The sequence below is a fragment of the Rhodoblastus sp. genome, from assembly GCF_019449565.1.
In the GTDB taxonomy this organism is placed as follows: Bacteria; Pseudomonadota; Alphaproteobacteria; order Rhizobiales; family Beijerinckiaceae; genus Rhodoblastus.
On record NZ_JAGRPM010000021.1, the window covers coordinates 24,709 to 45,351 of the forward strand.

General features: G+C 60.9%; 20 protein-coding genes and 2 pseudogenes. 13 read left to right on the forward strand and 9 right to left on the reverse strand.

Annotated elements, in window-relative coordinates; genetic code table 11:
- Positions 1-19: 19 nt before the first annotated feature.
- Entirely contained in the window at positions 20-640 is a 621-nt protein-coding gene (locus QZ409_RS04675; RefSeq protein ID WP_296707415.1) for a hypothetical protein, read from the reverse strand.
- Positions 641-962: 322 nt separating this feature from the next.
- On the opposite strand from QZ409_RS04675, the gene QZ409_RS04680 reads away from it, so the two are divergent.
- From QZ409_RS04680 to QZ409_RS04710, 7 genes and pseudogenes are all read left to right on the forward strand, one after another.
- Positions 963-1,211, forward strand: a complete 249-nt coding sequence (locus QZ409_RS04680; RefSeq protein WP_296707416.1) for a helix-turn-helix transcriptional regulator — start codon at positions 963-965, stop codon at positions 1,209-1,211.
- A 23-nt stretch (positions 1,212-1,234) separates the two neighbouring features.
- Positions 1,235-1,451 (forward strand): annotated as a pseudogene (locus tag QZ409_RS04685) (helix-turn-helix transcriptional regulator).
- Between the two features lie 244 nt (positions 1,452-1,695).
- On the forward strand, positions 1,696-2,892 hold the full coding sequence (locus QZ409_RS04690) for a DUF932 domain-containing protein (RefSeq protein ID WP_296707417.1): 1,197 nt from the start codon (positions 1,696-1,698) through the stop codon (positions 2,890-2,892).
- Between the two features lie 159 nt (positions 2,893-3,051).
- Positions 3,052-5,196 carry a ParB/RepB/Spo0J family partition protein gene (locus tag QZ409_RS04695; RefSeq protein WP_296707418.1) on the forward strand — a complete coding sequence of 715 codons (2,145 nt, stop codon included), beginning with the start codon at positions 3,052-3,054 and terminating at the stop codon, positions 5,194-5,196.
- 54 nt (positions 5,197-5,250) lie between these two features.
- Positions 5,251-5,484, forward strand: a complete 234-nt coding sequence (locus QZ409_RS04700) for a hypothetical protein (RefSeq protein ID WP_296707419.1) — start codon at positions 5,251-5,253, stop codon at positions 5,482-5,484.
- Between the two features lie 69 nt (positions 5,485-5,553).
- Positions 5,554-5,970: a hypothetical protein gene (locus QZ409_RS04705; protein WP_296707420.1), complete on the forward strand. Its 417-nt coding sequence runs from the start codon at positions 5,554-5,556 to the stop codon at positions 5,968-5,970.
- Positions 5,967-6,194 carry a DUF6117 family protein gene (locus QZ409_RS04710; protein WP_296707421.1) on the forward strand — a complete coding sequence of 76 codons (228 nt, stop codon included), beginning with the start codon at positions 5,967-5,969 and terminating at the stop codon, positions 6,192-6,194. The genes QZ409_RS04705 and QZ409_RS04710 overlap by 4 nt, the downstream gene beginning before the upstream one ends.
- A 22-nt stretch (positions 6,195-6,216) precedes the next feature.
- Here QZ409_RS04710 and QZ409_RS04715 read toward each other — a convergent pair whose 3' ends face one another.
- The 3 genes from QZ409_RS04715 to QZ409_RS04725 all read right to left on the reverse strand — a co-directional run bounded on the left by QZ409_RS04715 (position 6,217) and on the right by QZ409_RS04725 (position 7,261).
- Complete coding sequence (locus tag QZ409_RS04715) at positions 6,217-6,498, reverse strand: addiction module antidote protein (protein ID WP_296707433.1); 282 nt, start codon at positions 6,496-6,498, stop codon at positions 6,217-6,219.
- 111 nt (positions 6,499-6,609) lie between these two features.
- Entirely contained in the window at positions 6,610-6,999 is a 390-nt protein-coding gene (locus tag QZ409_RS04720) for a type II toxin-antitoxin system VapC family toxin (RefSeq protein ID WP_296707422.1), read from the reverse strand.
- Positions 6,986-7,261 (reverse strand): AbrB/MazE/SpoVT family DNA-binding domain-containing protein, encoded by a 276-nt coding sequence (locus QZ409_RS04725; RefSeq protein ID WP_296707423.1) that lies wholly within the window; start codon positions 7,259-7,261, stop codon positions 6,986-6,988. The genes QZ409_RS04720 and QZ409_RS04725 overlap by 14 nt, the downstream gene beginning before the upstream one ends.
- A 174-nt stretch (positions 7,262-7,435) precedes the next feature.
- Here QZ409_RS04725 and QZ409_RS04730 point away from each other — a divergent pair, with 174 nt between their 5' ends.
- The 3 genes from QZ409_RS04730 to QZ409_RS04740 all read left to right on the forward strand — a co-directional run bounded on the left by QZ409_RS04730 (position 7,436) and on the right by QZ409_RS04740 (position 14,040).
- The gene (locus tag QZ409_RS04730; RefSeq protein WP_296707424.1) at positions 7,436-11,767 is read left to right on the forward strand and encodes a bifunctional class I SAM-dependent methyltransferase/DEAD/DEAH box helicase; all 4,332 of its coding nucleotides are present in this window, start codon (positions 7,436-7,438) and stop codon (positions 11,765-11,767) included.
- A complete protein-coding gene (locus tag QZ409_RS04735) occupies positions 11,767-12,801 on the forward strand; it encodes a toprim domain-containing protein (protein WP_296707425.1) in 1,035 nt (344 codons plus the stop codon). The genes QZ409_RS04730 and QZ409_RS04735 overlap by 1 nt, the downstream gene beginning before the upstream one ends.
- Before the next feature lie 312 nt (positions 12,802-13,113).
- Positions 13,114-14,040 carry an SLOG family protein gene (locus QZ409_RS04740; protein ID WP_296707426.1) on the forward strand — a complete coding sequence of 309 codons (927 nt, stop codon included), beginning with the start codon at positions 13,114-13,116 and terminating at the stop codon, positions 14,038-14,040.
- Between the two features lie 530 nt (positions 14,041-14,570).
- On the opposite strand, the gene QZ409_RS04745 is transcribed toward QZ409_RS04740, so the two are convergent.
- Positions 14,571-15,698 carry a choloylglycine hydrolase family protein gene (locus tag QZ409_RS04745; protein WP_296707427.1) on the reverse strand — a complete coding sequence of 376 codons (1,128 nt, stop codon included), beginning with the start codon at positions 15,696-15,698 and terminating at the stop codon, positions 14,571-14,573.
- Positions 15,699-16,840: 1,142 nt separating this feature from the next.
- On the opposite strand from QZ409_RS04745, the gene QZ409_RS04750 reads away from it, so the two are divergent.
- The gene (locus QZ409_RS04750; RefSeq protein ID WP_296707428.1) at positions 16,841-17,008 is read left to right on the forward strand and encodes a hypothetical protein; all 168 of its coding nucleotides are present in this window, start codon (positions 16,841-16,843) and stop codon (positions 17,006-17,008) included.
- 207 nt (positions 17,009-17,215) lie between these two features.
- Here QZ409_RS04750 and QZ409_RS04755 read toward each other — a convergent pair.
- The 4 genes and pseudogenes from QZ409_RS04755 to QZ409_RS04770 all read right to left on the reverse strand — a co-directional run.
- Positions 17,216-17,638: pseudogene (locus tag QZ409_RS04755) on the reverse strand (recombinase family protein); the annotation flags it as partial.
- A gap of 100 nt (positions 17,639-17,738) precedes the next feature.
- On the reverse strand, positions 17,739-18,176 hold the full coding sequence (locus QZ409_RS04760; protein ID WP_296707429.1) for a type II toxin-antitoxin system VapC family toxin: 438 nt from the start codon (positions 18,174-18,176) through the stop codon (positions 17,739-17,741).
- Positions 18,173-18,433: a type II toxin-antitoxin system Phd/YefM family antitoxin gene (locus QZ409_RS04765; RefSeq protein ID WP_296707430.1), complete on the reverse strand. Its 261-nt coding sequence runs from the start codon at positions 18,431-18,433 to the stop codon at positions 18,173-18,175. Before QZ409_RS04765 ends, QZ409_RS04760 begins: the two co-directional genes overlap by 4 nt.
- A 136-nt stretch (positions 18,434-18,569) precedes the next feature.
- Complete coding sequence (locus tag QZ409_RS04770) at positions 18,570-19,052, reverse strand: GNAT family N-acetyltransferase (protein ID WP_296707434.1); 483 nt, start codon at positions 19,050-19,052, stop codon at positions 18,570-18,572.
- A gap of 526 nt (positions 19,053-19,578) precedes the next feature.
- On the opposite strand from QZ409_RS04770, the gene QZ409_RS04775 reads away from it, so the two are divergent.
- Both QZ409_RS04775 and QZ409_RS04780 read left to right on the forward strand, forming a co-directional pair.
- On the forward strand, positions 19,579-19,785 hold the full coding sequence (locus QZ409_RS04775; RefSeq protein ID WP_296707431.1) for a hypothetical protein: 207 nt from the start codon (positions 19,579-19,581) through the stop codon (positions 19,783-19,785).
- Positions 19,786-19,838: 53 nt separating this feature from the next.
- Positions 19,839-19,982 carry a hypothetical protein gene (locus tag QZ409_RS04780; RefSeq protein WP_296707432.1) on the forward strand — a complete coding sequence of 48 codons (144 nt, stop codon included), beginning with the start codon at positions 19,839-19,841 and terminating at the stop codon, positions 19,980-19,982.
- Positions 19,983-20,643 lie beyond the last annotated feature (661 nt).

Sequence of the window (20,643 nt, forward strand, 5' to 3'; positions counted from 1 at the left end):
GGCAGCTTCGACCGCGTTGTCACGTCAGAGTTAAAGTTCCTTTGCCTCGACCTTTTCGGCGCGAAGGATCGGGCTTCGTCTCGACGCCGAGGAGCACCCACAAGTCGATGACCAGCCGTCGAGCAATCTGCTCGACCATTAGAAGCGCAGGGTTGGAAACCCCGCGCAGGATTAAATAAAATTGGGGGACTGACACACCGAGATATTCTGCGAATTCGGCATAGGACATGCCCGATTCGGAATATCTTGCCTTGACGGTTGCTGAAAACACCGCGTTCATCTCTTCGCCGCTCAGGTTGAGGCGATGCCCCAATGCGCGGCTTTCCAGAAGCTCATAAAGAGGTCGATGCAATCGTTCGGCAAAAGTTGCAAGCATTCCGATGGAAGGATTGGCGACGCCGGAGCGGAGATATCGGAACTGGGAACCCGATATTCCTAATGTTTCGGCAAATGCCGGTTTTGTCAGGCCGCTATTGTTGAGTTCAACTATCAAGTGGTCGACGAGATTCTGCAACAGTCGCGACTGAAGACGCTGTTCGATGGAAACAAGCGTTTTTCTTTGGCGGATGCTATGGACTTCGATATCCCGCCCGAACACCTCGCCTTCAGTGGGTTGGGTAATTCTTCGCTTGCTTATCATAATTGTTCCAAGCGTTTTGTTCCCTTGAAATTATTTATATTATTTTGGCGATTTGACCAACTGGCAATTTGATCAAGGCTCACTCATGTTCGCGTTGTTAAACCCTTTAGCTTGAGGTGGGAAAGTAATTTCGAAGAATGCGGCGTAGTTTGAGGCCCGGCCCTTCCGACCCCGTCTCATGAGGGCACCCGCGCCGACGACGCAGAGAAGTTTGATCCCGAGCGCGCCTCTATTCTCTGACCGCAACTTCCTTTGTCCCAAATCATGAAATGTAGAGAATACTCCGTGGTGAAATACTCATCAAGGCGCTGCTCTCTCAATCATGGAGATTCGAGAGGTGTTTGCGCGCAATCTGCGGGCCCTGCGACAAGCCAAGGGCATTTCGCAGGAGGAGCTTGCGCACCTGGCGGGCATCGATCGGACCTATGTGAGTGCTCTGGAGCGCTGCGTTTATAACGCCAGCATCGATGTGGTGGATCGGCTGGCCAATGTGCTCGGTGTGGAGGCCGCGGAATTGCTGCGCCGGTCATCGGCCCTTCAACAAAATTCAGATTTCGAGCTTGACGAATAGAGAAGTATGTCAGCATGCGGCGCATGGATATGCGCAAATTGGTCGGCCGCAACTTCGCCCGCCTGCGTCGGGCGAAGGGTCTGACGCAAGAAGCGGTGGAAGAACGATCCGGCTTCAGCCAGCAATATCAGCGATCTTGAGCGCGGCCTTCGAAACCCGACGGTCGTTACGCTCTATGAACTCGCGCCAGCACTTGATGTCAACCACGTCGAACTGGTCACTCCGGATGATCAGCTCTGACCCACCTGGTCATGAAGATCATGCCTCTTGTCGACGTGGCGTGCGGCGGTCGGCGAATAAGGTCTTCGCGAAAAATTTCGGCTTGCCCAAAGAAGCAGCCCGGAGGGGACGGGTTGTTTCTGGCTTGTCCGGGTTCTGCCTGCGCTTGCCCGCGAAATTTGGAGAGGAAGAGGGCGGAATGGGTTCCGCGACGGTTTGAAGAGCGAGAGAGAGGTCTTTCGCGCCCGTCACGGAGATTTTCATCATGACCCAGGTTGAGGTTCTGGACGCCCGGCGCGATGCGAGCGGCGGCTATAGGGTGGATGTGAGCCGCGGCGAGAGGGTTGGCCGCGTCTCGTCGGAGTGGTTTTCGCGCCCTGCCGACGAGCGCTATCTGTCGCTTTCCGAGTTGGCGCGCGCCGTCGGCGGCCGCTCCGAGCGCAGCCGCTCCCGCGTCGTCGAGAGCGCGCTGATTCAGGTCGAAGCCAGTCGCGACAATCCGGAAAGGCTGTCGCTGTCCTTGCCGGGCGCGAAAAGCCCTGTTGCGCCAACCCATTGGAGTTTCGGGCAGCTTGCGAGCCTGGTGGGCGCCCCGGCCGCCTATCTTCGCCAGCTTCCAGCGGCGCTGGCGGGCATCAATCTGCAATATGGCCTGAGCCAGCACCGCGCCGAACAGGTCAAGACCCTCGAAACCGACGACGGTCGGGTCGAACTGCGCGCGGTCACCGGGCCGGATTATGGCCGGATCTACGACCACGAGCTGGTCGAGGCGGTGCAGCGCATCGCCGGGGATGGGACCGGCGACACGCGCTGGAAGGTGCCGGGCGTGCTCGATTGGTCCACGGGGGTCTATAATCCGCGGGTCGACATCACCAAGGATACGACGACGCTTTACGCGAGCGACCGCGACGTCTTCCTGTTCCTTGTCGACGATTTGAATCCGATCGAGGCGGGCCGCTTGCCCGACGGTTCGCCCGATATTTTCTTCCGGGGCTTTTATTGCTGGAATTCCGAAGTCGGCGCCAAGACGCTGGGCATCGCGAGCTTTTACCTGCGTGCGGTCTGCCAGAACCGGAACCTCTGGGGCGTCGAGGATTTCGAGGAAATCACCATTCGCCACTCCAAATATGCCGCCTCGCGCTTCGCCCATGAGGCGGCCCCTGCCCTACTGAATTTCGCGAATTCTTCGCCCATGCCCTTTGTCAACGGCGTCAAGGCGGCGCGCGGAAAAATCGTCGCGCGCAACGACGAGGATCGCAGCGAATTCCTGCGGCGGCGCGGGTTCTCGAAAGCCGAAACCGGCAAGGTCATCGACGCCGTGCTGGCGGAAGAAGGCCGCCCGCCTGAAAGCATTTTCGATTTCGTGCAGGGCATCACCGCGGTCGCCAGGGACAAGCCGCATCAGGACGCCCGCCTGGATATGGAGGCGAAGGCGAAAAAGCTGCTCGACCGCGCGGCTTGAATTCACGGGACCGGAAACGCGGATGCGCGCGTTTCCGGTCCGCCCTGCCCTTACCTGAGACCGTGGCGCCGCCCTTCAGAGGAAGAGGGCGGCGCTTCGCGTCGTGACGGTTTTTGGTCCGAGAGAGAGGCTCTCGGCGCCCGTCGCGGAGAAAAGACAATGGCGAATGCGGTCCAGAAAATCACCCTCGCGTCCGCGCGCGACATTCCCTTCAACAAGCTGGTGTTGAGCCAGGCGAACGTCAGGCGGTTGAAGGCTGGCCTCTCGATCGAGGAACTGGCCGAATCCATCGCTCGGCGCGGTCTGATCCAGAGCCTGCATGTTCGGGCGGTGCTCGACGCCGAGGGCAAGGAAAGCGGAATGTTCGAAGTGCCGGCGGGCGGAAGGCGTTACCGCGCGCTGGAGCTGCTGGTGAAACAGAAGCGGCTCAACAAGACCGCGCCGGTGCCCTGCGTCCTGTCGGAAGCGAATGACGACATTCTGATCGAGGAAGTGTCGCTCGCAGAAAACATCGAGCGCGCGCCTTTGCATCCGCTCGACCAGTATCGCGCCTTTCAGGCGATGCGCGAGAAAGGCATGAGCGAGGAGGCCATCGCGGCCGCCTTCTTCGTTGGCGTTAATATCGTGAAACAGCGCCTGCGGCTCGCTTCGGTCTCGCCCGCGCTGCTCGACATTTACGCCGATGACGGCATGACGCTCGAGCAGCTGATGGCCTTCACCGTCTCGCAGGATCACGCCCGCCAGCAGCAGGTCTGGGAGGCGATCCGGAACGGCTGGCAGAAGGAGCCCTATCAGATCCGCCGCATGCTGACGGAAACTTCGGTTCGCGCCTCGGACAAACGCGCCCTGTTCGTCGGCATCGAAGCCTATGAGGCGGCTGGCGGCGTTGTCTTGCGCGACCTGTTCCAGTCCGACGATGGCGGCTGGCTGCAGGACGTTGCTTTGCTCGATCGCCTGGCGGCGGACAAGCTCAAGTCCGCCGCCGAGGAGATCGCTGCCGAGGGCTGGAAATGGATCGAGGTCGCGGTCAGCCTGCCCTATGGCGTGGCCTATGGCTTGCGGGAGCTTTTGGGCGCGGCGCCCGAGCTGACCGAGGACGAACGGACAGCGATGGAAGCGCTCCAGGCTGAACGTGACAAGCTCGAAAACGAATATGAGACGGCCGAGGAATTGCCGGAAGAGATTGACCGGCGTCTCGGCGAAATCGAGACGGCGCTCGAGAATTTTGAAAAACGCCCGCTTCATTACGACCCCACTGAAGTCGCGCGCGCCGGCGCCTTCGTCAGCATCGCCGCGGATGGCGCGCTCTCCGTCGATCGCGGTTATGTGCGCCCAGTGGATGAACTGCCCGTCACGCCCGAAGGCGAGGACGCTTCCGATTGCGAGGCGGCGACCGCTGGGCCGGAGGAGACCCCGGCGGTTCAACGCGCGGTCATCACCCTCGGCGGCGCGCCTGCGCAACCTGAAGAAGAGGAGGACGAGGGCATAAAGCCCCTCCCCGACCGTCTCCTCACCGAATTGACCGCGCACCGCACTTTGGCGCTTCGCGACGCCGTCGCCAACAACCCGCATATCGCCATGACGGCCCTGCTGCACAAACTGGTGTCGGACAACTTCCTGCATACGGCGGGGAACGGATGCCTGGAGGCAAATGTTCGCCACGTCTTTTTTCCGGCGCAGACGGAGGAACTGAAGGACTGTCCTTCGGCAAAATCCATCGACGAGCGGCGCGAAAGCTGGGGCGACCATATTCCCGCCGATGATGAAACGCTGTGGGACTGGCTGGCGGCGCTGGACGAGGGGAGCCGCATGGCGCTGCTCGCCCATTGTGTGAGCTATGGCGTCAATGCGCTTTTCGAAAGGCCCAATCCCTATGGAGCTTCTGGCGTCACCGAGCACGGCCTGAAAAACCGCATGCGCCAAGCCGATCGCCTGGCGCGGGCGACAGGCCTCGACATGGTGGAAGCCGGCTGGCGGCCGACAGTCGGCAATTACCTGGGACGCGTCACCAAGGCGCGGATTCTTGAAGCGGTGCGCGAAGGAGCCGGCGATAGGGCGGCGCAAATGCTCGAGCATCTCAAAAAGGGCGACATGGCCAAGGAGGCGGAGCGGCTGCTGGCGGATTGCAACTGGCTGCCCGAGCCGCTGCGGCTCGATAATCCCGATGCGGATCTGCTCACCGAGAGCCCTGCCGCCGCAGATCAGGGCGAAGATGCGCTGCCCGCATTCCTCGCCGATGGCGGCGATGACGATGAGGCCTCCGAAGCCGAAGACGACCAAAGTGGCGTACTCGCAGCTGAATGAATGGCGCGGGCGGAGAGCGAAGAAGCTCTCCGCCTTTTTTCAAGGAGAAGTCTCATGTCGCAGCAAAACTCTTCACCTGATTCTCGGCCTGTTCGGCGTGTGGTGTTTCAATATTTTGTGCCGGTGCATGTCGAGGTCGAGGACGGGCTTGTCGCGCGGGTGACGGTCATCGACGACACACCGGTTCGCAACCCGACCGCCGTCGCGGGCGACGCGGCCTATCTCACGGAAGCAGTCGCCGCTGCCGATGACGGTCAGGCTTGGCCGTCTTGGGTATTTGGGCTTTAGGCCTTCACCGCTTTCATACCAATTCCCAGCCCGGCTTCGCGTCGGGCTTTCTTTTCGAAGGAGCCTGACATGGCCGATTATTTCACCCAATTCTCATGCCTGCTCGATGTCGCCGCGCCAGAAAACGTGTCGCGCGCTCTCGAGATCTTTGAGGCGGATTGCGCTGATAGCGCAGCAGAGGCTCAGTTCAACAATGGGTTTTTCGTCTCAGTTCCGTCAGACGACGCCGGCAGCCAACTCTGGATTCGCGACGAGGGCGCCGGCGATCCGGAATCGGTGATCCGCTTCGTCAAAATCTGCGCCGCGGAATTCAGCCTGTCCGGCCATTGGGGTTTTCAATATTCAAACATGTGCTCGCAGCCGAGACTCGATGGCTTTGGCGGCGGAGCGCATGTGCTCGACCTTGCCACGGGCAAAGCAATCGCCTGGATCGACACCGAAAACTGGATTGCTCAGACGATCGTGGACGCGGGAGGCAAATCATGAGCATCCCCGATCACGCACACGCCAATTTCCAGACGCTGCTGCGCGCTGCGGAAAATGGCGATCTCGCATTGATGGAATGCGCCGACGCGCTGACCGGCGAGACGCGTTACGTCATTTGCGCCGTGGGGCGCGATGGCGCCGATTACCTCTTCACGCCCTTCGGCCATCTCGCGGATGGAAACCCTTACGAGGCCTACGTTCCGCCGGCCAATGCCTCACCATGAGGATTTGGAAATGGCGCGGCGATCAAGCGGCGTCGCTGAAGGTAATTCTCAATCCGAGGGCCTTGGCGCCGCCAAGCAACGTCGAAAGGCGCGGGTCGCCATCTTCGCTAAGCGCGCGATAGAGAGCTTCCCTCGTCACGCCGGCACCCTTGGCGACTTTCGTCATGCCGCGCGCCCGGGCGATCGTTCCGAGAGCAACGGCGATATAGCGCGCGTCGCTGCTGGTCGCTGCGTCAACCAGCAATTCTTCCTGCGCCTCGGGCGTGTCCAGATAGTCGGCTGGATCAAAGGCGGTCGTTTTCATCATTCGTCCTTCAATTCCTTCGTATTTGACCTCCGATTCCGCAGTGGATGAGGTGACGCTGACCAATGGCAAACGTTCACAGCAGTGGGAACAAAATTCAACGGATCTTTATCAGGCTTCTTCGACTTTCGTGTAACCGGCAGCCTTGGCCGCTTTCACGAATTTCCGATCGAAGGTGGCAAAATATTCGCAATGCGCGGATAGACCGAGATGCAAGGCATCGGCAAAGTCCATCCCATTTTCCGCGAGATCGAGCGCTGCAGCGACGACTCCTTCATCCGCTACCGTCACAGTGGGTAGGCCGCCGAAAGCCCGCAACGCCCTTGCGACATCCGCGGGGCGATAGACATAAACGCTGCGCAGCACCCATTCCACTTCGAGCATGACTGTGAGGGCCACAAAGACAGGGTTCCCGTCGATGAGCTTGCGGGCTCTGCCGGATTGTTCGGGATGATCGCCGGTCACGTAGCGAACGACCAGATTGGTATCAATTGCAATCATGATGACGACGCGCTTCTGCCAGCACGCCGGCCTCCATGTCTTCCAGCGATTTCGGCTCTCCGCTGAAGGGAAGCATCCCGAACACGGCGCTCGGCTCCGTCGAGGAGAATGCAGGCGCCCGCTTCAGCAAAACGCCTTCCGGGGTTTCTTCGACGATCAGCCGGGTGCCGGCATCCCAGTTCCGTTGCTGACGGATCGCCTTCGGCAAAATGACCTGCCCCTTGGTCGAGACGGTGGTGATGAGATGGTCGGGTTGTGCCATCGGTTGACGCTCCAATAGTAAGACAAACGTAAGATAAGCTCTATCGCCTCCGCATTCAAGGCCGAGTTGTTGAACTGCGAGGAGAGGCAGAGGGCCGCCGGAAGGGGTTAAGTCCGGCGGTTCGAGAGAGCGCCATCCGGGCTTTCCCCTTGCCGCTCTCCGAGGTCGCTTCCCATGAACATTTTGTCGCCCGTGATCGCCGCGCCGGTCACGCCCGGTTCCAACGCCGCCGCGATTTTCTCCGTCGGGCAGGCTCTTTTTTCCAATCTCGAACGTGGCCAACGCGTCGACGCCGCGATTTTACGCGAAGCCATGGAACAGGCTTTCGCCGCATCGGATTCGTCGGGCGCCTGGACCTGGAAAGACGCTTATGAGGCCTGCGAGGCGGCAACCGTGCTGTTTCTCCGCAAATATGGCCGCGCTCTTTTTCGTAAGAATGCTTCGCCAGCGGCGCGTCTTGCTGCACTGACCAAAATCGCCGGGCTCTTGCCGAGCCATACGCGCCGCTCCGAACAGAGCCAGTCGCTTCAGCAATTTTCAACACCGGCCCCGCTGGGCCTTGCGGCGCTTACCGCCGCCGCCGTCACGCCGGCGGATGTCGTGCTAGAGCCCTCGGCCGGCACGGGCCTGCTCGCGGTCCTCGCCGAAATCGCCGGCGGCAGGCTCATTCTCAACGAATGGGCGGAAACGCGCGCCAATTTGCTTGCTGCTCTTTTCCCGGCAGCGCCCGTCAGTCGCTTTGACGCCGCGCAGATCGACGATCATCTCGCCGGCTGCGCCGCGCCGTCCGTCGTGCTGATGAATCCACCCTTCTCGGCGATGGCGAATGTGGAGGGACGCGTGGCCGACGCCGCCCTTCGCCATATCGCCTCGGCGTTGAGCCGTTTGGCCCCCGGTGGCCGTCTGGTAACGATCACCGGCGCCAATCTCTCTCCAGAGGCGCCGGTCTGGCGTGAGGCCTTTGTCGGCATGCAGGAACGCGCCGCAATGGTATTCACCGCCGCCATCGATGGCGCGGTCTATTCCCGGCACGGTACGAATTTCGCGACGCGGCTCACGGTCTTTGACAAGCGCCCAGCCGTTGACCGGAAACTTTTCCCTGCCTCGATGGAAATGGCGCCCGATGTCGCCACCTTGCTCGGCTGGATCGAGCGGCATGTTCCTCCGCGCCTGCCAGTTTGTCCGCCTCCAGCTTCAGCGGCGATTTGCCCGCTGCCCCGCGCCACGACCGCCAGGTCTGGACACCAAGGCGGGAAAAGCGCCCTGCCGCGCCGCCCGCCGCTCGCCGAGCCGGAAGCCGTCGACCTCGCCTACGAAGCCTTGGACTGGACGCCTCCGGAAGGCGGGCGTCTGACCGAGGCCATCTACGAAGATTATGGATTGCAGTCGATCCGCATTTCCGGCGCCCTGCCCCATCCGACCCGGCTGGTGCAATCGGCTGCCATGGCCAGCGTCGCGCCGCCCAAACCAAGCTACAAGCCAAGACTTCTGAGACAAATCGTCGGTGACGGTCTGTTGTCCGACGCCCAGCTCGAAACCGTGATCTATGCCGGTGAGGCCCATGGCGAATTTCTTGCGGGCTCATGGACGGTGGACGAGACCTTCGATGTGGTCAAAGCAGCCGCCGAAGACGCTGAGGGCGCGGTGCGCTTTCGGCGTGGTTTCATGCTTGGCGACGGCACGGGCGCCGGCAAGGGCCGCCAGTCCGCCGGGATCATTCTCGATAATTGGATGCGCGGCCGCCGCAAGGCTTTGTGGATCAGCAAATCCGACAAGCTTATCGAAGACGCCCAGCGCGACTGGTCGGCGCTTGGCATGGAGCGCCTGCTGATCACGCCGCTGTCGCGCTTCCCGCAAGGCAGGAAAATCGCGCTGGCGGAAGGCATAGTGTTCACGACCTATGCGACCCTGCGCTCGGACGATCGTGGCGAGAAGGTTTCGCGGGTCAAACAGATCGTTGAATGGCTCGGAGTCGATTTCGACGGCGTGATCATTTTCGACGAAAGCCACGCCATGCAGAATGCCGGCGGCGGCAGAAGCGAGCGTGGCGAGGTCTCCGCCTCGCAGCAGGGACGCGCCGGGCTGCGCCTCCAGCACGCCCTGCCCAACGCCCGCATCGTCTATGTTTCGGCGACCGGCGCGACCACGGTTCACAATCTCGCCTATGCCCAGAGGCTTGGGCTTTGGGACGGCGAGGATTTTCCTTTCGCCACCCGCGCGGAATTCGTCACCGCGATCGAGGACGGCGGCGTCGCGGCCATGGAAGTGCTGGCTCGCGATTTGAGGGCGCTCGGCCTCTATACCGCGCGCTCGCTGTCGTATGACGGCGTCGAATATGAACTCCTCGAACACAAGCTCACCGACGAGCAGCGCCGCATCTACGACGCCTATGCCGGGGCCTTCGCCATCATTCACAACAACCTCGACGCCGCGATGAAGGCCGCCAACATCACCGGCTCCGAGGGCACATTGAACCGGCAAGCCAAATCCGCGGCGCGCTCGGCCTTTGAAAGCGCCAAACAACGCTTTTTCGGCCATTTGCTCACCAGCATGAAGACGCCGACGCTTGTATCGTCCATCGAGCAGGATCTCCAACAGGGCCATGCCGCCGTGGTGCAAATCGTCTCGACCGGCGAGGCGCTGATGGAGCGCCGCCTCGCCGAAATCCCCACGGAGGAATGGAACGACATCTGCGTCGATATTACGCCGAGAGAATATGTCCTCGACTATCTCGCGCATTCCTTCCCGGTTCAGCTCTACGAGCCTTTCACCGACAGCGAGGGCAATCTGTCCTCGCGCCCGGTCTATCGCGACGGCCAGCCGGTCGAAAGCCGTGAGGCGGTTCGCCGCCGCGACAATCTAATCGAACATCTGGCCGGGTTGCCGCCGGTTCCCGGCGCGCTCGACCAGATCGTGCAGCGCTTTGGCGTCGATATGGTCGCCGAAGTGACCGGCCGTTCGCGCCGCATCATCCGCAAGTTGACGGAGGGCGGCGACCGGCTGGTGGTCGAAAATCGCGCGTCTTCCGCCAATCTCGGGGAGACCGCCGCATTTATGGACGACAAGAAGCACATTCTGGTGTTTTCCGACGCGGGCGGGACCGGGCGCAGTTATCACGCGGAACTGTCAGCCAGGAATCAACGGCTGCGCGTCCATTATCTGTTGGAGCCCGGCTGGAAGGCGGATGCAGCGATCCAGGGGCTTGGCCGCACCAACCGCACCAATCAAAAGCAGCCGCCGCTGTTCCGCCCGATCGCGACCGATGTGAAGGCGGAAAAGCGCTTTCTCAGCACCATCGCCCGCCGGCTCGACACATTGGGGGCGATCACCCGCGGCCAGCGCCAGACCGGCGGCCAGGGCCTGTTTCGGCCCGAAGACAATCTCGAAAGCGTCTATGCCCGCGACGCGCTGCGGCAGCTCTATCTGTTGCTGGCGCGCGGCAAGATCGAAGGCTGTTCGCTGGAGCGGTTCGAGGAGGCGACCGGCCTGAAGCTGGTTGATGCAAATGGCGTGAAGGACGACCTGCCGCCGATCACCACCTTCCTCAACCGCCTGTTGGCGCTGACCATCGCTCTTCAAGGTGTGCTGTTCACCGCCTTCGAACAATTGCTCGACGCCAAGATTGCCGGCGCCGTCGCTTCCGGCGTCTATGACCTTGGATTGGAAACCCTGACGGCCGAGAGTTTTGTCGTCACGGACCGGCGCAGCATTTACACCCATCCGTCGACCGGCGCCGAAACCCGCCTGCTGACGATTGCGGAAAAGCGGCGCAACCGCCCGCTCGCGCTTGATGACGCTCTGGCCTTGCTGCGCGACAGCCATGGGACATTGCTGGTCAACGAGCGCTCGGGACGCGCCGCCGTGCAGGTTCAAGCGCCGTCGATCATGCTCGACGATGGCGAGATCGAACGCCGCGTGCGGCTGATCCGACCGATGGAGCAGCATCACGCCTCGCTGAAAATGATGGACGACAGCCATTGGCGAGAAGCCGAACGCGATGTTTTCGTCGCCGCCTGGAACCCCGAATTGGCGCAATTGCCGGAATTTTCCGAAAACACCCTGCACATCGTCGCGGGCCTTTTGTTGCCGGTGTGGAAGCGACTTCCAGATGAATCCACCCGCGTCTATCGGCTCCAGACAGACAACGGCGAAAGGATCATCGGTCGCCGCGTCTCCGCAGCCTGGGCCGCCAATGCCGCCGCGACCGGCATGGCGACGCTGAGCTCCGAGGACGCGCATGCCGCTCTGCTGGAAGGCGCGGCGGTCCTCGATCTTGCCGAAGGGCTTCAGCTTCGTCGCTCGCGGGTGATGGGCGCGAACCGCATCGAATTGGCCGGCTTTGGCGAAGCCATGCGCGAGCGGCTGAGGGCCTATGGCCTGTTCAGCGAGATCATCTCGTGGAAGCTGCGGTTTTTCGTGCCGGCAGACGCCAATGGCGTCGCGGTGCTCGGCAAGCTGTTCGAGACTTATCCGATCGAACGGGTCTGCGAACGTGAGGCGGCGTAATGTCGCGCCGCGACGCCTCCGATCTTGCATGTCGCCTCGGTCAGAACGCCGAGGCGGTATGCCGGCATTATCTCAGCAACGGCCGTCGCCAGGGCAATTATTGGCTGGTCGGCGATGTTCGCAACACTCCTGGCCGCTCGATGTTCGTGCGGCTGAGGGAAACGCGAAAAGGCCGCGCCGGAAAATGGCTCGACGCCGCGACGGGAGAAAATGGCGATCTGCTCGATGTCATTCGTGAAATTCGGGGCCTGACCGGGTTCGACGATATCGCCGAGGAAGCCCGGCGCTTCCTTGGTATGTCGCATGTGGAGCCAATTCGGCTTGCGCCAAGACGCGACAGCGGACGATCGGGATCAACCGACGCCGCGCGGCGGCTATTGGCTATATCCCAACCGATCGCCGGCACAATCGCCGAAACTTATCTGCGCCAACGCCGCATTGCTGTTTTCCACGATCTGGCGAGCCTGCGCTTCCATCCATGCTGCTATTATCGGCCAGATGATCATGGCCCGACCCAAACCTGGCCGGCGATGATCGCCGCCGTCACCGATCTTGCCGGCGCGATCACCGGCGCTCAGCGCACGTGGCTTGCTCTTGACGGTTCGGACAAGGCGCCGATCAACACGCAGCGCAAAGCGATGGGCGACCTGCTCGGCCACGCGGTGCGTTTCGGTCGCCCGTCCGAAACCCTGGCGGTCGGCGAAGGCATCGAAACCATGCTTTCCCTGAAATCCGCCCTGCCCCATATGCCGATGGCGGCGGCGCTCTCCGCATCGCATCTCGGCGCGATCCTTTTTCCATCCTCCTTACGTCGGCTCTATATCGCCTGCGATAATGATCCGGCTGGCGACGGGGCGCGCAACCAATTGATGCGACGCGCGTACGAAGCTGGAATCGAAGCGGTCGCGCTGACGCCGATGTTCGGCGACTTCAATGACGATCTGGTCGCCTTTGGCATTGTCGCGCTTCGGGCGTATCTGAGGGTGCAGCTCGCGCCGGAGGACGTCACGCGCTTCATCAACCTTGCGGCATAACCGGGAATGGGAAGAAGACCGGGATCGAGGCGTCGGCGCTCCAGGCTGCGTCCAGCCGCCGCAAAGAGCCGCGCCCGGGGCCTTCCAGAGGGGCGATCGGCCGGCAAACAGTCCGGACCGGCAATGGCTGCGGCCGACGATTTTCCGCCGGCGCTGCGCGCCTTTGCATCGCGAGGCAAAATCGCCGGCCTTCGCCATCCTCCGCTGGCGCTACGGCCCTGCGCTTCGCTCCGGGTGCAGGTCCGGCCCGCCCGCCGGCTCCGGCGCCCAGGAAGGCCGCGACGGGCGCGGTCCAAACCGACGGAGCATCCCATGAACGAGCGCGGCGCTTTCGAAACCCGGCATCATTCCTCTCCAACTGACCATGTCCTTCAAGAGCTTCAGCTTTACGGATTTCGTCCCTTCTCCGATGAACCTGATCCGCGCCCCCTCCCCGAGGGCAATCGCGTCGCCGGCGCCATAGCCGATATTTTCGACGCCTTGATCGCCACGCTATCCGACACACGCCTCGAACCCGATCTCGAAGATTTGCTCTGGTCGACGGTCAATCTGTTCCACCGGGCCGCGATCCGGATCGAACGCGAACTCGACGATAATGAGCAGGCGCAGCGCCGGTTACAAAGGGAACAGGATGGCAGCGAGGTCAAATCGGTCGAACTGGAGCGCCTGACGGCGGAGGGTCAGACCCTGATCGAGCGCCGCGATGCTTTCGAACTGATGCGCGACCAGGCCTCGGAGCATTTCGAGCGGCAGACGGGCTCAAGCTGGAGACCGCGCGCCGGCTCCATGGTCAATCATCGCAATCTGACCTCTGCAATGATCGACAGCCGTGAATTTCTCGCGGCGAAAAGACGCGCCGAGACGGAAGTGCTCATCCCAGCCGGTCCGAAGATCGCCTTCTCCGGCGGCGAGGCCGGCGATCACAAACGGATCTGGGCCAAGCTCGACCAGGTCCACGCCAAACATCCCGACATGGTGTTGCTGCATGGCGGCTCGACGAAAGGCGCCGAGAAAATCGCCGCACGCTGGGCAGACCATCGCAAAATACAACAGATCGCCTTCAAGCCCGATTGGGCCAAACACGCCAAGGCCGCGCCCTTCAAGCGCAACGATCAGATGCTGAATGTGATGCCGATCGGCGTCATCATCTTCCCCGGCACGGGGATTCAGGACAATCTTGCCGACAAGGCCCGGAAGTTGGGCATTCCGGTCTATCGTTTCGATCATGGCGGCGCGTGATGCGCCGTTTCGCGAGAGCCGCTCCATTGGGGATGTTGTCGAGGTCGCTTTACAACATCAATCGAACGAAGCTGGAATACCTGATCCATCGGATATTTGGGATTGAACGACTCGAAATCGAGCTTCCGGATCGCTTCGGTCGTGCGACTGTTCCGCGGGAACGGTTTACGTATACACCCACTACATGTAGAGGGGCCGCGCGCTTGGGCAAAAGCAGAGATCGGCGGGAAGCGGAAGTCCTATGACGTCGGCGGCAATGTCAGCTCGGCGCAATTAGCGGTCATTGCCCGCTGCGCGGCGACAGCACGGATCGACGCCTAGCGACATCGCAGGCTTGTCGGCGAGGGGTTTCCTTGACCATCACCTTAGGCGTCGGGCAGTGCGCGTCGCGGCCGTAGCCGCTCATCGTCCTTCCAGATTTTCGGCGCATCCCTGACCGGCGCGCTCCTCGCTTCGCGCGAGGAGGAAAAAAGCGGCGTCTCGGAGATCCCGCCAATTGGAGGGAAGACCGGCCCTGGCCGCCCAGTCGCTCAGTGTGAGAAATCAGCCGAACGATCCTCGATGTCCTCTGCCCGCACGCGGTCCAGCGGGAAGGTTGAGGCCTTCTTGGCGTTAAAATCGAGCTTGCTGAAATCGACGCTACGCATTCGCCGGTCATACATGGTCCAATAGTAATAGACCTTGTGGCGGGTATCGGCGATCACGGACCATTGCGTGTAGCCGAGATGAAAATCTTCGGGGCTCGCGCCTTCGCGAACGAGCCCTTGCGGGATGTCAAAGTTATTCAACATCGTCGACGCGGCGGCGACGCCCTCGGCAGCGTCTTTGACGGGAGTCATCGTATTGACGAACGCGACGGCGCGGATGAATCGGGAGGGTGGCGTGAAGTCTCCGGGCAAACCTAGCATTCCGCTTCCGGCGCCGAATGGCGCGAGGGAAACGCCGTCGATGTTGCGCGAAGCCGGAGCACCGAGCGGCTGCAAGTTAGCATAGTTGCGCAGATTGAGAAGATGCCAACCGTAATTAGGCGAGTTGGTCATTGCGCCGACCTTGTTGTCATAAATCGAGAGCTCACCCTTCGTGAATTCAACGATGATCGACGCGCCAGTTGCGTCAGTGACGATGTGGTGGATTGGGATCGGCGTGCCGAACGCCCTTTCGATTTCGGGATTGCGCACGACGCGAATCTTAGTCATTGCCCGTCGCACTTCGTCCACTGTCGCAAAATTACCTAGAAGATAGTTGGCGAGGTCGACGCTGCTGACCGTTGACGACTGCTGGTCAGCGTTAAGCTCCTGGAATTCAGCAAACCCGGGGAAGAACAGAACGCCAACTGTCAGTCCAGCTTCGTTCATTCCGTCTGTTGCGTAGGGAAGGCCGGCGGCGTTCACGCCAACGAAGCCGTGGCGGTTCTTCCATTCCATACCGGTCTTGCCTGCGCCGAGCGACGACTTGAACGGCGTGTCGTGTGGGACAAGCGCCAATTCAGACTTAAGGTCCGAGGCGCCCCATTCCATTGTCCGGCCATAGATGGCGGTCCCGTCCTGCGCCTTAAAGACGAGCGCCGTACACGCCATTGCGGGCAAGCTGATCGAGCTAAGCATGAGGCCGGCGAGGGCCGACGCTATAACCGCAGATGCGAGAAAGGAACGGGGCATCGAAACGTCTCCGATTTTGCGATCCGGCGATGACCGGTCTGCAACAGACATATACGGCTTAAGCGGTCGGGTACGAACTTTGCCGTACTTTCCGTTATGCTTTTGTGACCGGAACTAAAAAAGCTGCTGCGAACGTCGGAACGCGATAATATGAGGCATCGCTCGTTCGACCGGTTGGCTTCGCGTCAACCCTGAACGGTTCAATTAGGCCTTCTCAAGCGAGCCGACTCCGTGGGGCCGTTTAGGCGCCTCAATGTGCAATATCTCGCAGCGTCACTCCTTTGACTTCGCGAACGCAGCCGATCCGGATTTGGGGCGCGCGAATGCTTTCCAAACTGCGATGCCTTAACGCCCGCGATCCGCAAAGACCGCTTATATGTCGACTTGAGACGGTCGGCGAACATCGTGCGGATGACGCCTTCGAGCCGGACTCGGTCGATCAGGTGGTCTCAAACTGGCTCGCGGTCCCTCTACATGTAGTGGTTGTATGCGTTAACCACTTCGTCGACCAATCATTTCGCCGCTATGGAAAAGTTTACATCATTCATCCTCTATCGCGAGCAGGAGAAATGCTCGGCGGCATGTCAAAACGCGGCGGGGCATGAATGTCAGTGGTCCTGCATGGGGCGGCATCATGGCGCGGGCAATGATGGAACTTGGTTCGAGGTCTCCGATACCTTGGCGGACCCGCTGAGGTGAGAAGGAGCGCGCCTGCAGACTGCTCACGGCGAAAAGCTATCCTCAGACGACATCATCCGAGCGGCCCGCAGGCCCGACACTAAATCGGCGAATTCCAAGGCGTGGACCCTAAGAGCGACCGAAGCCTCCACGCGCAAACGGCGTGAACTCTCGAAAATTTTGGCAACACGATCAGTGCCGTGGGCAGCAACGTCGAATTCCACGCGTTCAATTTGTGAGCATGAACGATCCTGTCTCCGTTGGCGGGACCACCTCCCCCGTCATCCAATGCGCCAATCCTTGGTCCAGCCAAGAGCCTGACGCCATCAACCCGTAAAGGGTCGACTACGCGTGCGCGTGCCGCCGCTTCGGCTGGGCCTCATGCGGTGATTGCGGCCCTTGGCCGGACACATCGGGCGCCTGTCAGCGGGGGATGGTCCTCCGCTCAAACAGGAGCCGGATCAATGTCGCTCAAAAACGCTCAAGCTTTCGCTTTCAGCCTCGCCAGCACTTTGATGGTCGCCATTATTATCTTCCGCGCCGGTGATGGCAGCCTCTCCGTCATCCCCGCCAATGAATTCGACGGCGACGATGCGCAAGTTCTGCTGGAGATCGACCCGTTCGCGTTGTGAGTTCAAAAGCCGATAGATGCATCACGCGCGTCGGGATTGACTCCGGCGCGCATAAATGTACGCGTTATGTTCCTGTCTTATGGAGCGGAACTATGTTGGATTTGCTGAACAATCCGCTTTTCTCCAAACGACGGACTGGGAAATTGACGCGATTATCGCGGAGTTCAAAGGGGATGCCCGAGAAGCGATTCGTGTCGGATCCTTGGCACGCAACCCGGGATTGCCCGGCAGTTTGCCACGGGCGCGCGCGGCTTTGATTCCGGCTTTCGTTCGTTCGGAGATCAGGGCGCGCTCGAGCTGGGCGACTGCGCCGAGAACCTGGAGCGTGAACAAGCCCTGCGGCGTCGATGTGTCGATCGGGTCGCACAAAGAGCGGAAATGCGCGCCCTTCGCTTCCAGACGCTCGATGACCTCGAGCAGATGGCTGACGGATCGCGCCAGACGATCCAGGCGCACGACGACGAGGACATCGCCAGCGCGGATCTCGCGCATCAGCCGGGCAAGTTCTGGCCGTGCGCGCGAGGAGCCGGAGCCGTGCTCCTGAAAAATCTGCGCGCAGCCGGCGGCGCGCAGCTCGTCGGTCTGGGCGTCGGTCGCCTGATCCTCGGTCGAGACGCGGGCGTAGCCCAGAAGGCGGCCAGAAGGCCCGTGGGGGGTGACGGAAGCTTCGTCACCTTTTTGTGGTCCGCTCCATTAAGGAGTCCGATCCGATGGTTGATGTTGGCCGCCTTCAATCGGTCTTGGCGATTGGCGTCCAGGGATTGAGAAGGGATACTTCGAACGGCGCAAAATCCTTGATATTGCGCGTCACGAGTGTCTTGTCGTGGACAAGCGACGTTGCGGCGAGGAATCCGTCCATCGCATGCAGCATCGTCCCCTGTCGCTTGGCCGTCGCCATCAATTCCCCCCACATGTCGGCGACCGGCGCGGTGACATCGACGATCCGGCCGGCGAATCTTTCGCGCAAGTCCAGACGAAGCCAAGCGTCGAGCGTAGATTTCGCGCGTCCGTCCGCCTTAAGCGCCACGCCTTGGCGCAGTTCACCCAATGTGATGACGCTGACGAAGAGTCGATCCTCGTCGGTCTCGTGCAGAAATGAAACGACGCGCGGGTCGGGGTTTGGTCTGGTGAGTTCCGAAATCACATTCGTGTCGAGGAGGAAGCTCACAGTTCGATCTCGCGCGCGTCGTCCTGCGAACGCTCAATGTCGAGATCGGCGCCTCGCAATGGAGAATTGAGCAAGAATTCCGCAAGCGAGCCGGACCGGGTGGTTTTGCGCTCCCATTCCTCCACGGAGACGAGGACGACTGTCGATCGGCCGTTCTTGGTGATTGTTTGCGGGCCCTCCCGCCGAGCCGTCTCAATGATCTCGGAAAGTCGAGCTTTCGCGTCGGCGACCGTCCAGTGATGGTTGGCATGCGCCATAGAATCCTCCAATATTGGTCATTATGACTAACATGACCATATCGTGAAGCGTGACCGCCTACAAGGGGCATTTCTATAGCGGAAGGCCGACAAACTCGGCCGCAAGGGCAAGTACGAGCGGGAAACGGTCGCCGGGTCACAACGCTTGGTACATGACGAAAGCGTCGACGTAGCCAAAGACCGGATGGCAGAACGCCAAAGGTAAACGGCCGACAACCTCGAATCCGAGCGACTTCCACAGCCGCACGGCGCGCTCGTTCGTACTAACAACGAAGTTAAACTGCATCGCACGATAGCCTCGCGACCGAGCAAGCTCCAGAGCGTTCTCGCACATACGGCGGGCCACCCCTCGACCAGTGGCCGAAGAACTCGTCATGAAGCCGCAATTGCAAACATGCCTCCCGCCACCTGCTTGGTTGGGCCGGATATAGTAAGTGCCGAGGATGACGCCGTTGTCCTCGGCGACGAACGTCTCCTTGTTCGATCCCAACCAATAGGCGAGGGCATCGGCTTCGCTCATGTCGGGCTCAAGCGTGTAAGTTGAGCCCTCGCGAATGGTTGGAAGTATTATCGAGGCGATGGCTTTGGTATCGCCTGCTTCGGCATTCCTGATCAGCATGCTCAAGAACTACACGACCAAGATGTATGTCTGCAATGGGGTCGTTATGAGACGGCCGTCAACCCGATCAGGGAGGTCAGCAACGAGCCGAGTCCGAAAGATCGTCATAGCGCCCGCGATGTCTGTTGCTGGGGCGCCGAGCCGTCTTTCGCAGCCGTCGCCGAAAGGCTCCTTTCGAAACCAGAGATCCGTCGTTGGACATGTCGCCAAGAGCCAACAAGCGACCGAGCTTAACCACCAGAACGCCGATGTACGAGCGACTGTGAAACTAGGGCTTTATCACTGTTTCTAAAATGCTTTGGTCGAGGTTGATCCGCCCCAATTTAGCGCGTTGCCCCCCTGCCCTCATAGGCGCCAATCCTTGGTCCAGCCGAGCGCCTGACGCCATCAACACATAAAGGGTCGAACTACGCGATGCGTGGAGCCGCTCTCAGCTTTGGCTTCGGCGGTGATTGCGGCTCTCGCCTGGACACATCGGGCGTCTGTCAGCGGTGGAAGGTCCTGCGCTCAAAGAGGAGCCGGATCAATGTCTCTCAAAGACGCTCAAGCTTTTGCTTTCAGCCTTGCCGCCACTTTAATGGTCGCCATCGTTATCTTCCGTGCTGGTGATGGTAGCCTGTCCCTCGTTCCCACGAATGAGTTCGACGGCGACGACTCTCAGATCTTGGTCGAGATTGTCCTTTCGCCAGATGAGGACGAGAGTCGCACGGACTTTTGCACGCGGCGGAGTTGACTCCGACGCGGCAAAATGTTCATGTAATGTTCTTGTGTTTACGGAGCATAGCGATGCGGAAACCCATCGAAGGATCCGTCGATCTCGCAGCGAATGATGAGGAAATTGACGCGATCATTGCGGAATTCGATGGTAATCCCCGAGCTGCAATTCGCGCGCTTTTGCATGATTTAGCTACGCTTGCCGCAGATTCTTAAGCCGCTGTTTCGCGGGGGTTCGTTCGGGGACGGCTGCTGCCTTTTCGCCTCGACGATGGCCTCATGGAAAAGAAGTGATCTCATGAGGGATTGCGGTCCCAGCGGTTTTACCTCTGCGCGCGGAGTAGCATGTTGCGAAATCTGACTCTGGCGGGTGTTTCGGAATAGAAGCCGCAGCTGCGGCGTCGATTGAGGGCTCCGAACTTGGCTCTGTTTTATGGAGCTTGCTCGCTCCAAAAAGCTCCGCAGCCCGCAGCTCGACGAGCCAGAATGTTCGAAGCGCGCGTCGCGCCGTCCAGCCCCGGAAGTTGACGACGGCGAAGGAGTTCAGATCAACTGACGGGAATGGCCGAGAAAAGGCGCCTTCGTCGGGTTGGGCCGAACGGTCCCTAACTCCTCGCAGGCGAATATGGACTGGGTTTTGATGCGTTTTCACGTGATTGCGAACGAACGGGGTTGTACTGCCGTTAGCCGCAACAGGAAATGAGTTGATCCCCGTATAGTGATCGCTCTTGTTCCTTTGGAATCGCCGAGAGGTCGCCGCCCTCTCCCGTCTTTCCTGTCCGTCGACCGCTCCGGAACGGCCTCTTCTGTTGCGCGATCTGGCCCGAGGCCGGCTTCGCCTCGACCGCCTATGCCGCAATGGCGCGTCACGACTTTC

Bases quoted from the DNA above. Each gene is read 5' to 3' on its own strand.
- QZ409_RS04675 (WP_296707415.1), bottom strand. From the start codon at position 640: ATGATAAGCAAGCGAAGAATTACCCAACCCACTGAAGGCGAGGTGTTC.
- QZ409_RS04680 (WP_296707416.1), top strand. From the start codon at position 963: ATGGAGATTCGAGAGGTGTTTGCGCGCAATCTGCGGGCCCTGCGACAA.
- QZ409_RS04690 (WP_296707417.1), top strand. From the start codon at position 1,696: ATGACCCAGGTTGAGGTTCTGGACGCCCGGCGCGATGCGAGCGGCGGC.
- QZ409_RS04695 (WP_296707418.1), top strand. From the start codon at position 3,052: ATGGCGAATGCGGTCCAGAAAATCACCCTCGCGTCCGCGCGCGACATT.
- QZ409_RS04700 (WP_296707419.1), top strand. From the start codon at position 5,251: ATGTCGCAGCAAAACTCTTCACCTGATTCTCGGCCTGTTCGGCGTGTG.
- QZ409_RS04705 (WP_296707420.1), top strand. From the start codon at position 5,554: ATGGCCGATTATTTCACCCAATTCTCATGCCTGCTCGATGTCGCCGCG.
- QZ409_RS04710 (WP_296707421.1), top strand. From the start codon at position 5,967: ATGAGCATCCCCGATCACGCACACGCCAATTTCCAGACGCTGCTGCGC.
- QZ409_RS04715 (WP_296707433.1), bottom strand. From the start codon at position 6,498: ATGAAAACGACCGCCTTTGATCCAGCCGACTATCTGGACACGCCCGAG.
- QZ409_RS04720 (WP_296707422.1), bottom strand. From the start codon at position 6,999: ATGATTGCAATTGATACCAATCTGGTCGTTCGCTACGTGACCGGCGAT.
- QZ409_RS04725 (WP_296707423.1), bottom strand. From the start codon at position 7,261: ATGGCACAACCCGACCATCTCATCACCACCGTCTCGACCAAGGGGCAG.
- QZ409_RS04730 (WP_296707424.1), top strand. From the start codon at position 7,436: ATGAACATTTTGTCGCCCGTGATCGCCGCGCCGGTCACGCCCGGTTCC.
- QZ409_RS04735 (WP_296707425.1), top strand. From the start codon at position 11,767: ATGTCGCGCCGCGACGCCTCCGATCTTGCATGTCGCCTCGGTCAGAAC.
- QZ409_RS04740 (WP_296707426.1), top strand. From the start codon at position 13,114: ATGAACGAGCGCGGCGCTTTCGAAACCCGGCATCATTCCTCTCCAACT.
- QZ409_RS04745 (WP_296707427.1), bottom strand. From the start codon at position 15,698: ATGCCCCGTTCCTTTCTCGCATCTGCGGTTATAGCGTCGGCCCTCGCC.
- QZ409_RS04750 (WP_296707428.1), top strand. From the start codon at position 16,841: ATGTCGCTCAAAAACGCTCAAGCTTTCGCTTTCAGCCTCGCCAGCACT.
- QZ409_RS04765 (WP_296707430.1), bottom strand. From the start codon at position 18,433: ATGGCGCATGCCAACCATCACTGGACGGTCGCCGACGCGAAAGCTCGA.
- QZ409_RS04770 (WP_296707434.1), bottom strand. From the start codon at position 19,052: ATGCTGATCAGGAATGCCGAAGCAGGCGATACCAAAGCCATCGCCTCG.
- QZ409_RS04775 (WP_296707431.1), top strand. From the start codon at position 19,579: ATGTCTCTCAAAGACGCTCAAGCTTTTGCTTTCAGCCTTGCCGCCACT.
- QZ409_RS04780 (WP_296707432.1), top strand. From the start codon at position 19,839: ATGCGGAAACCCATCGAAGGATCCGTCGATCTCGCAGCGAATGATGAG.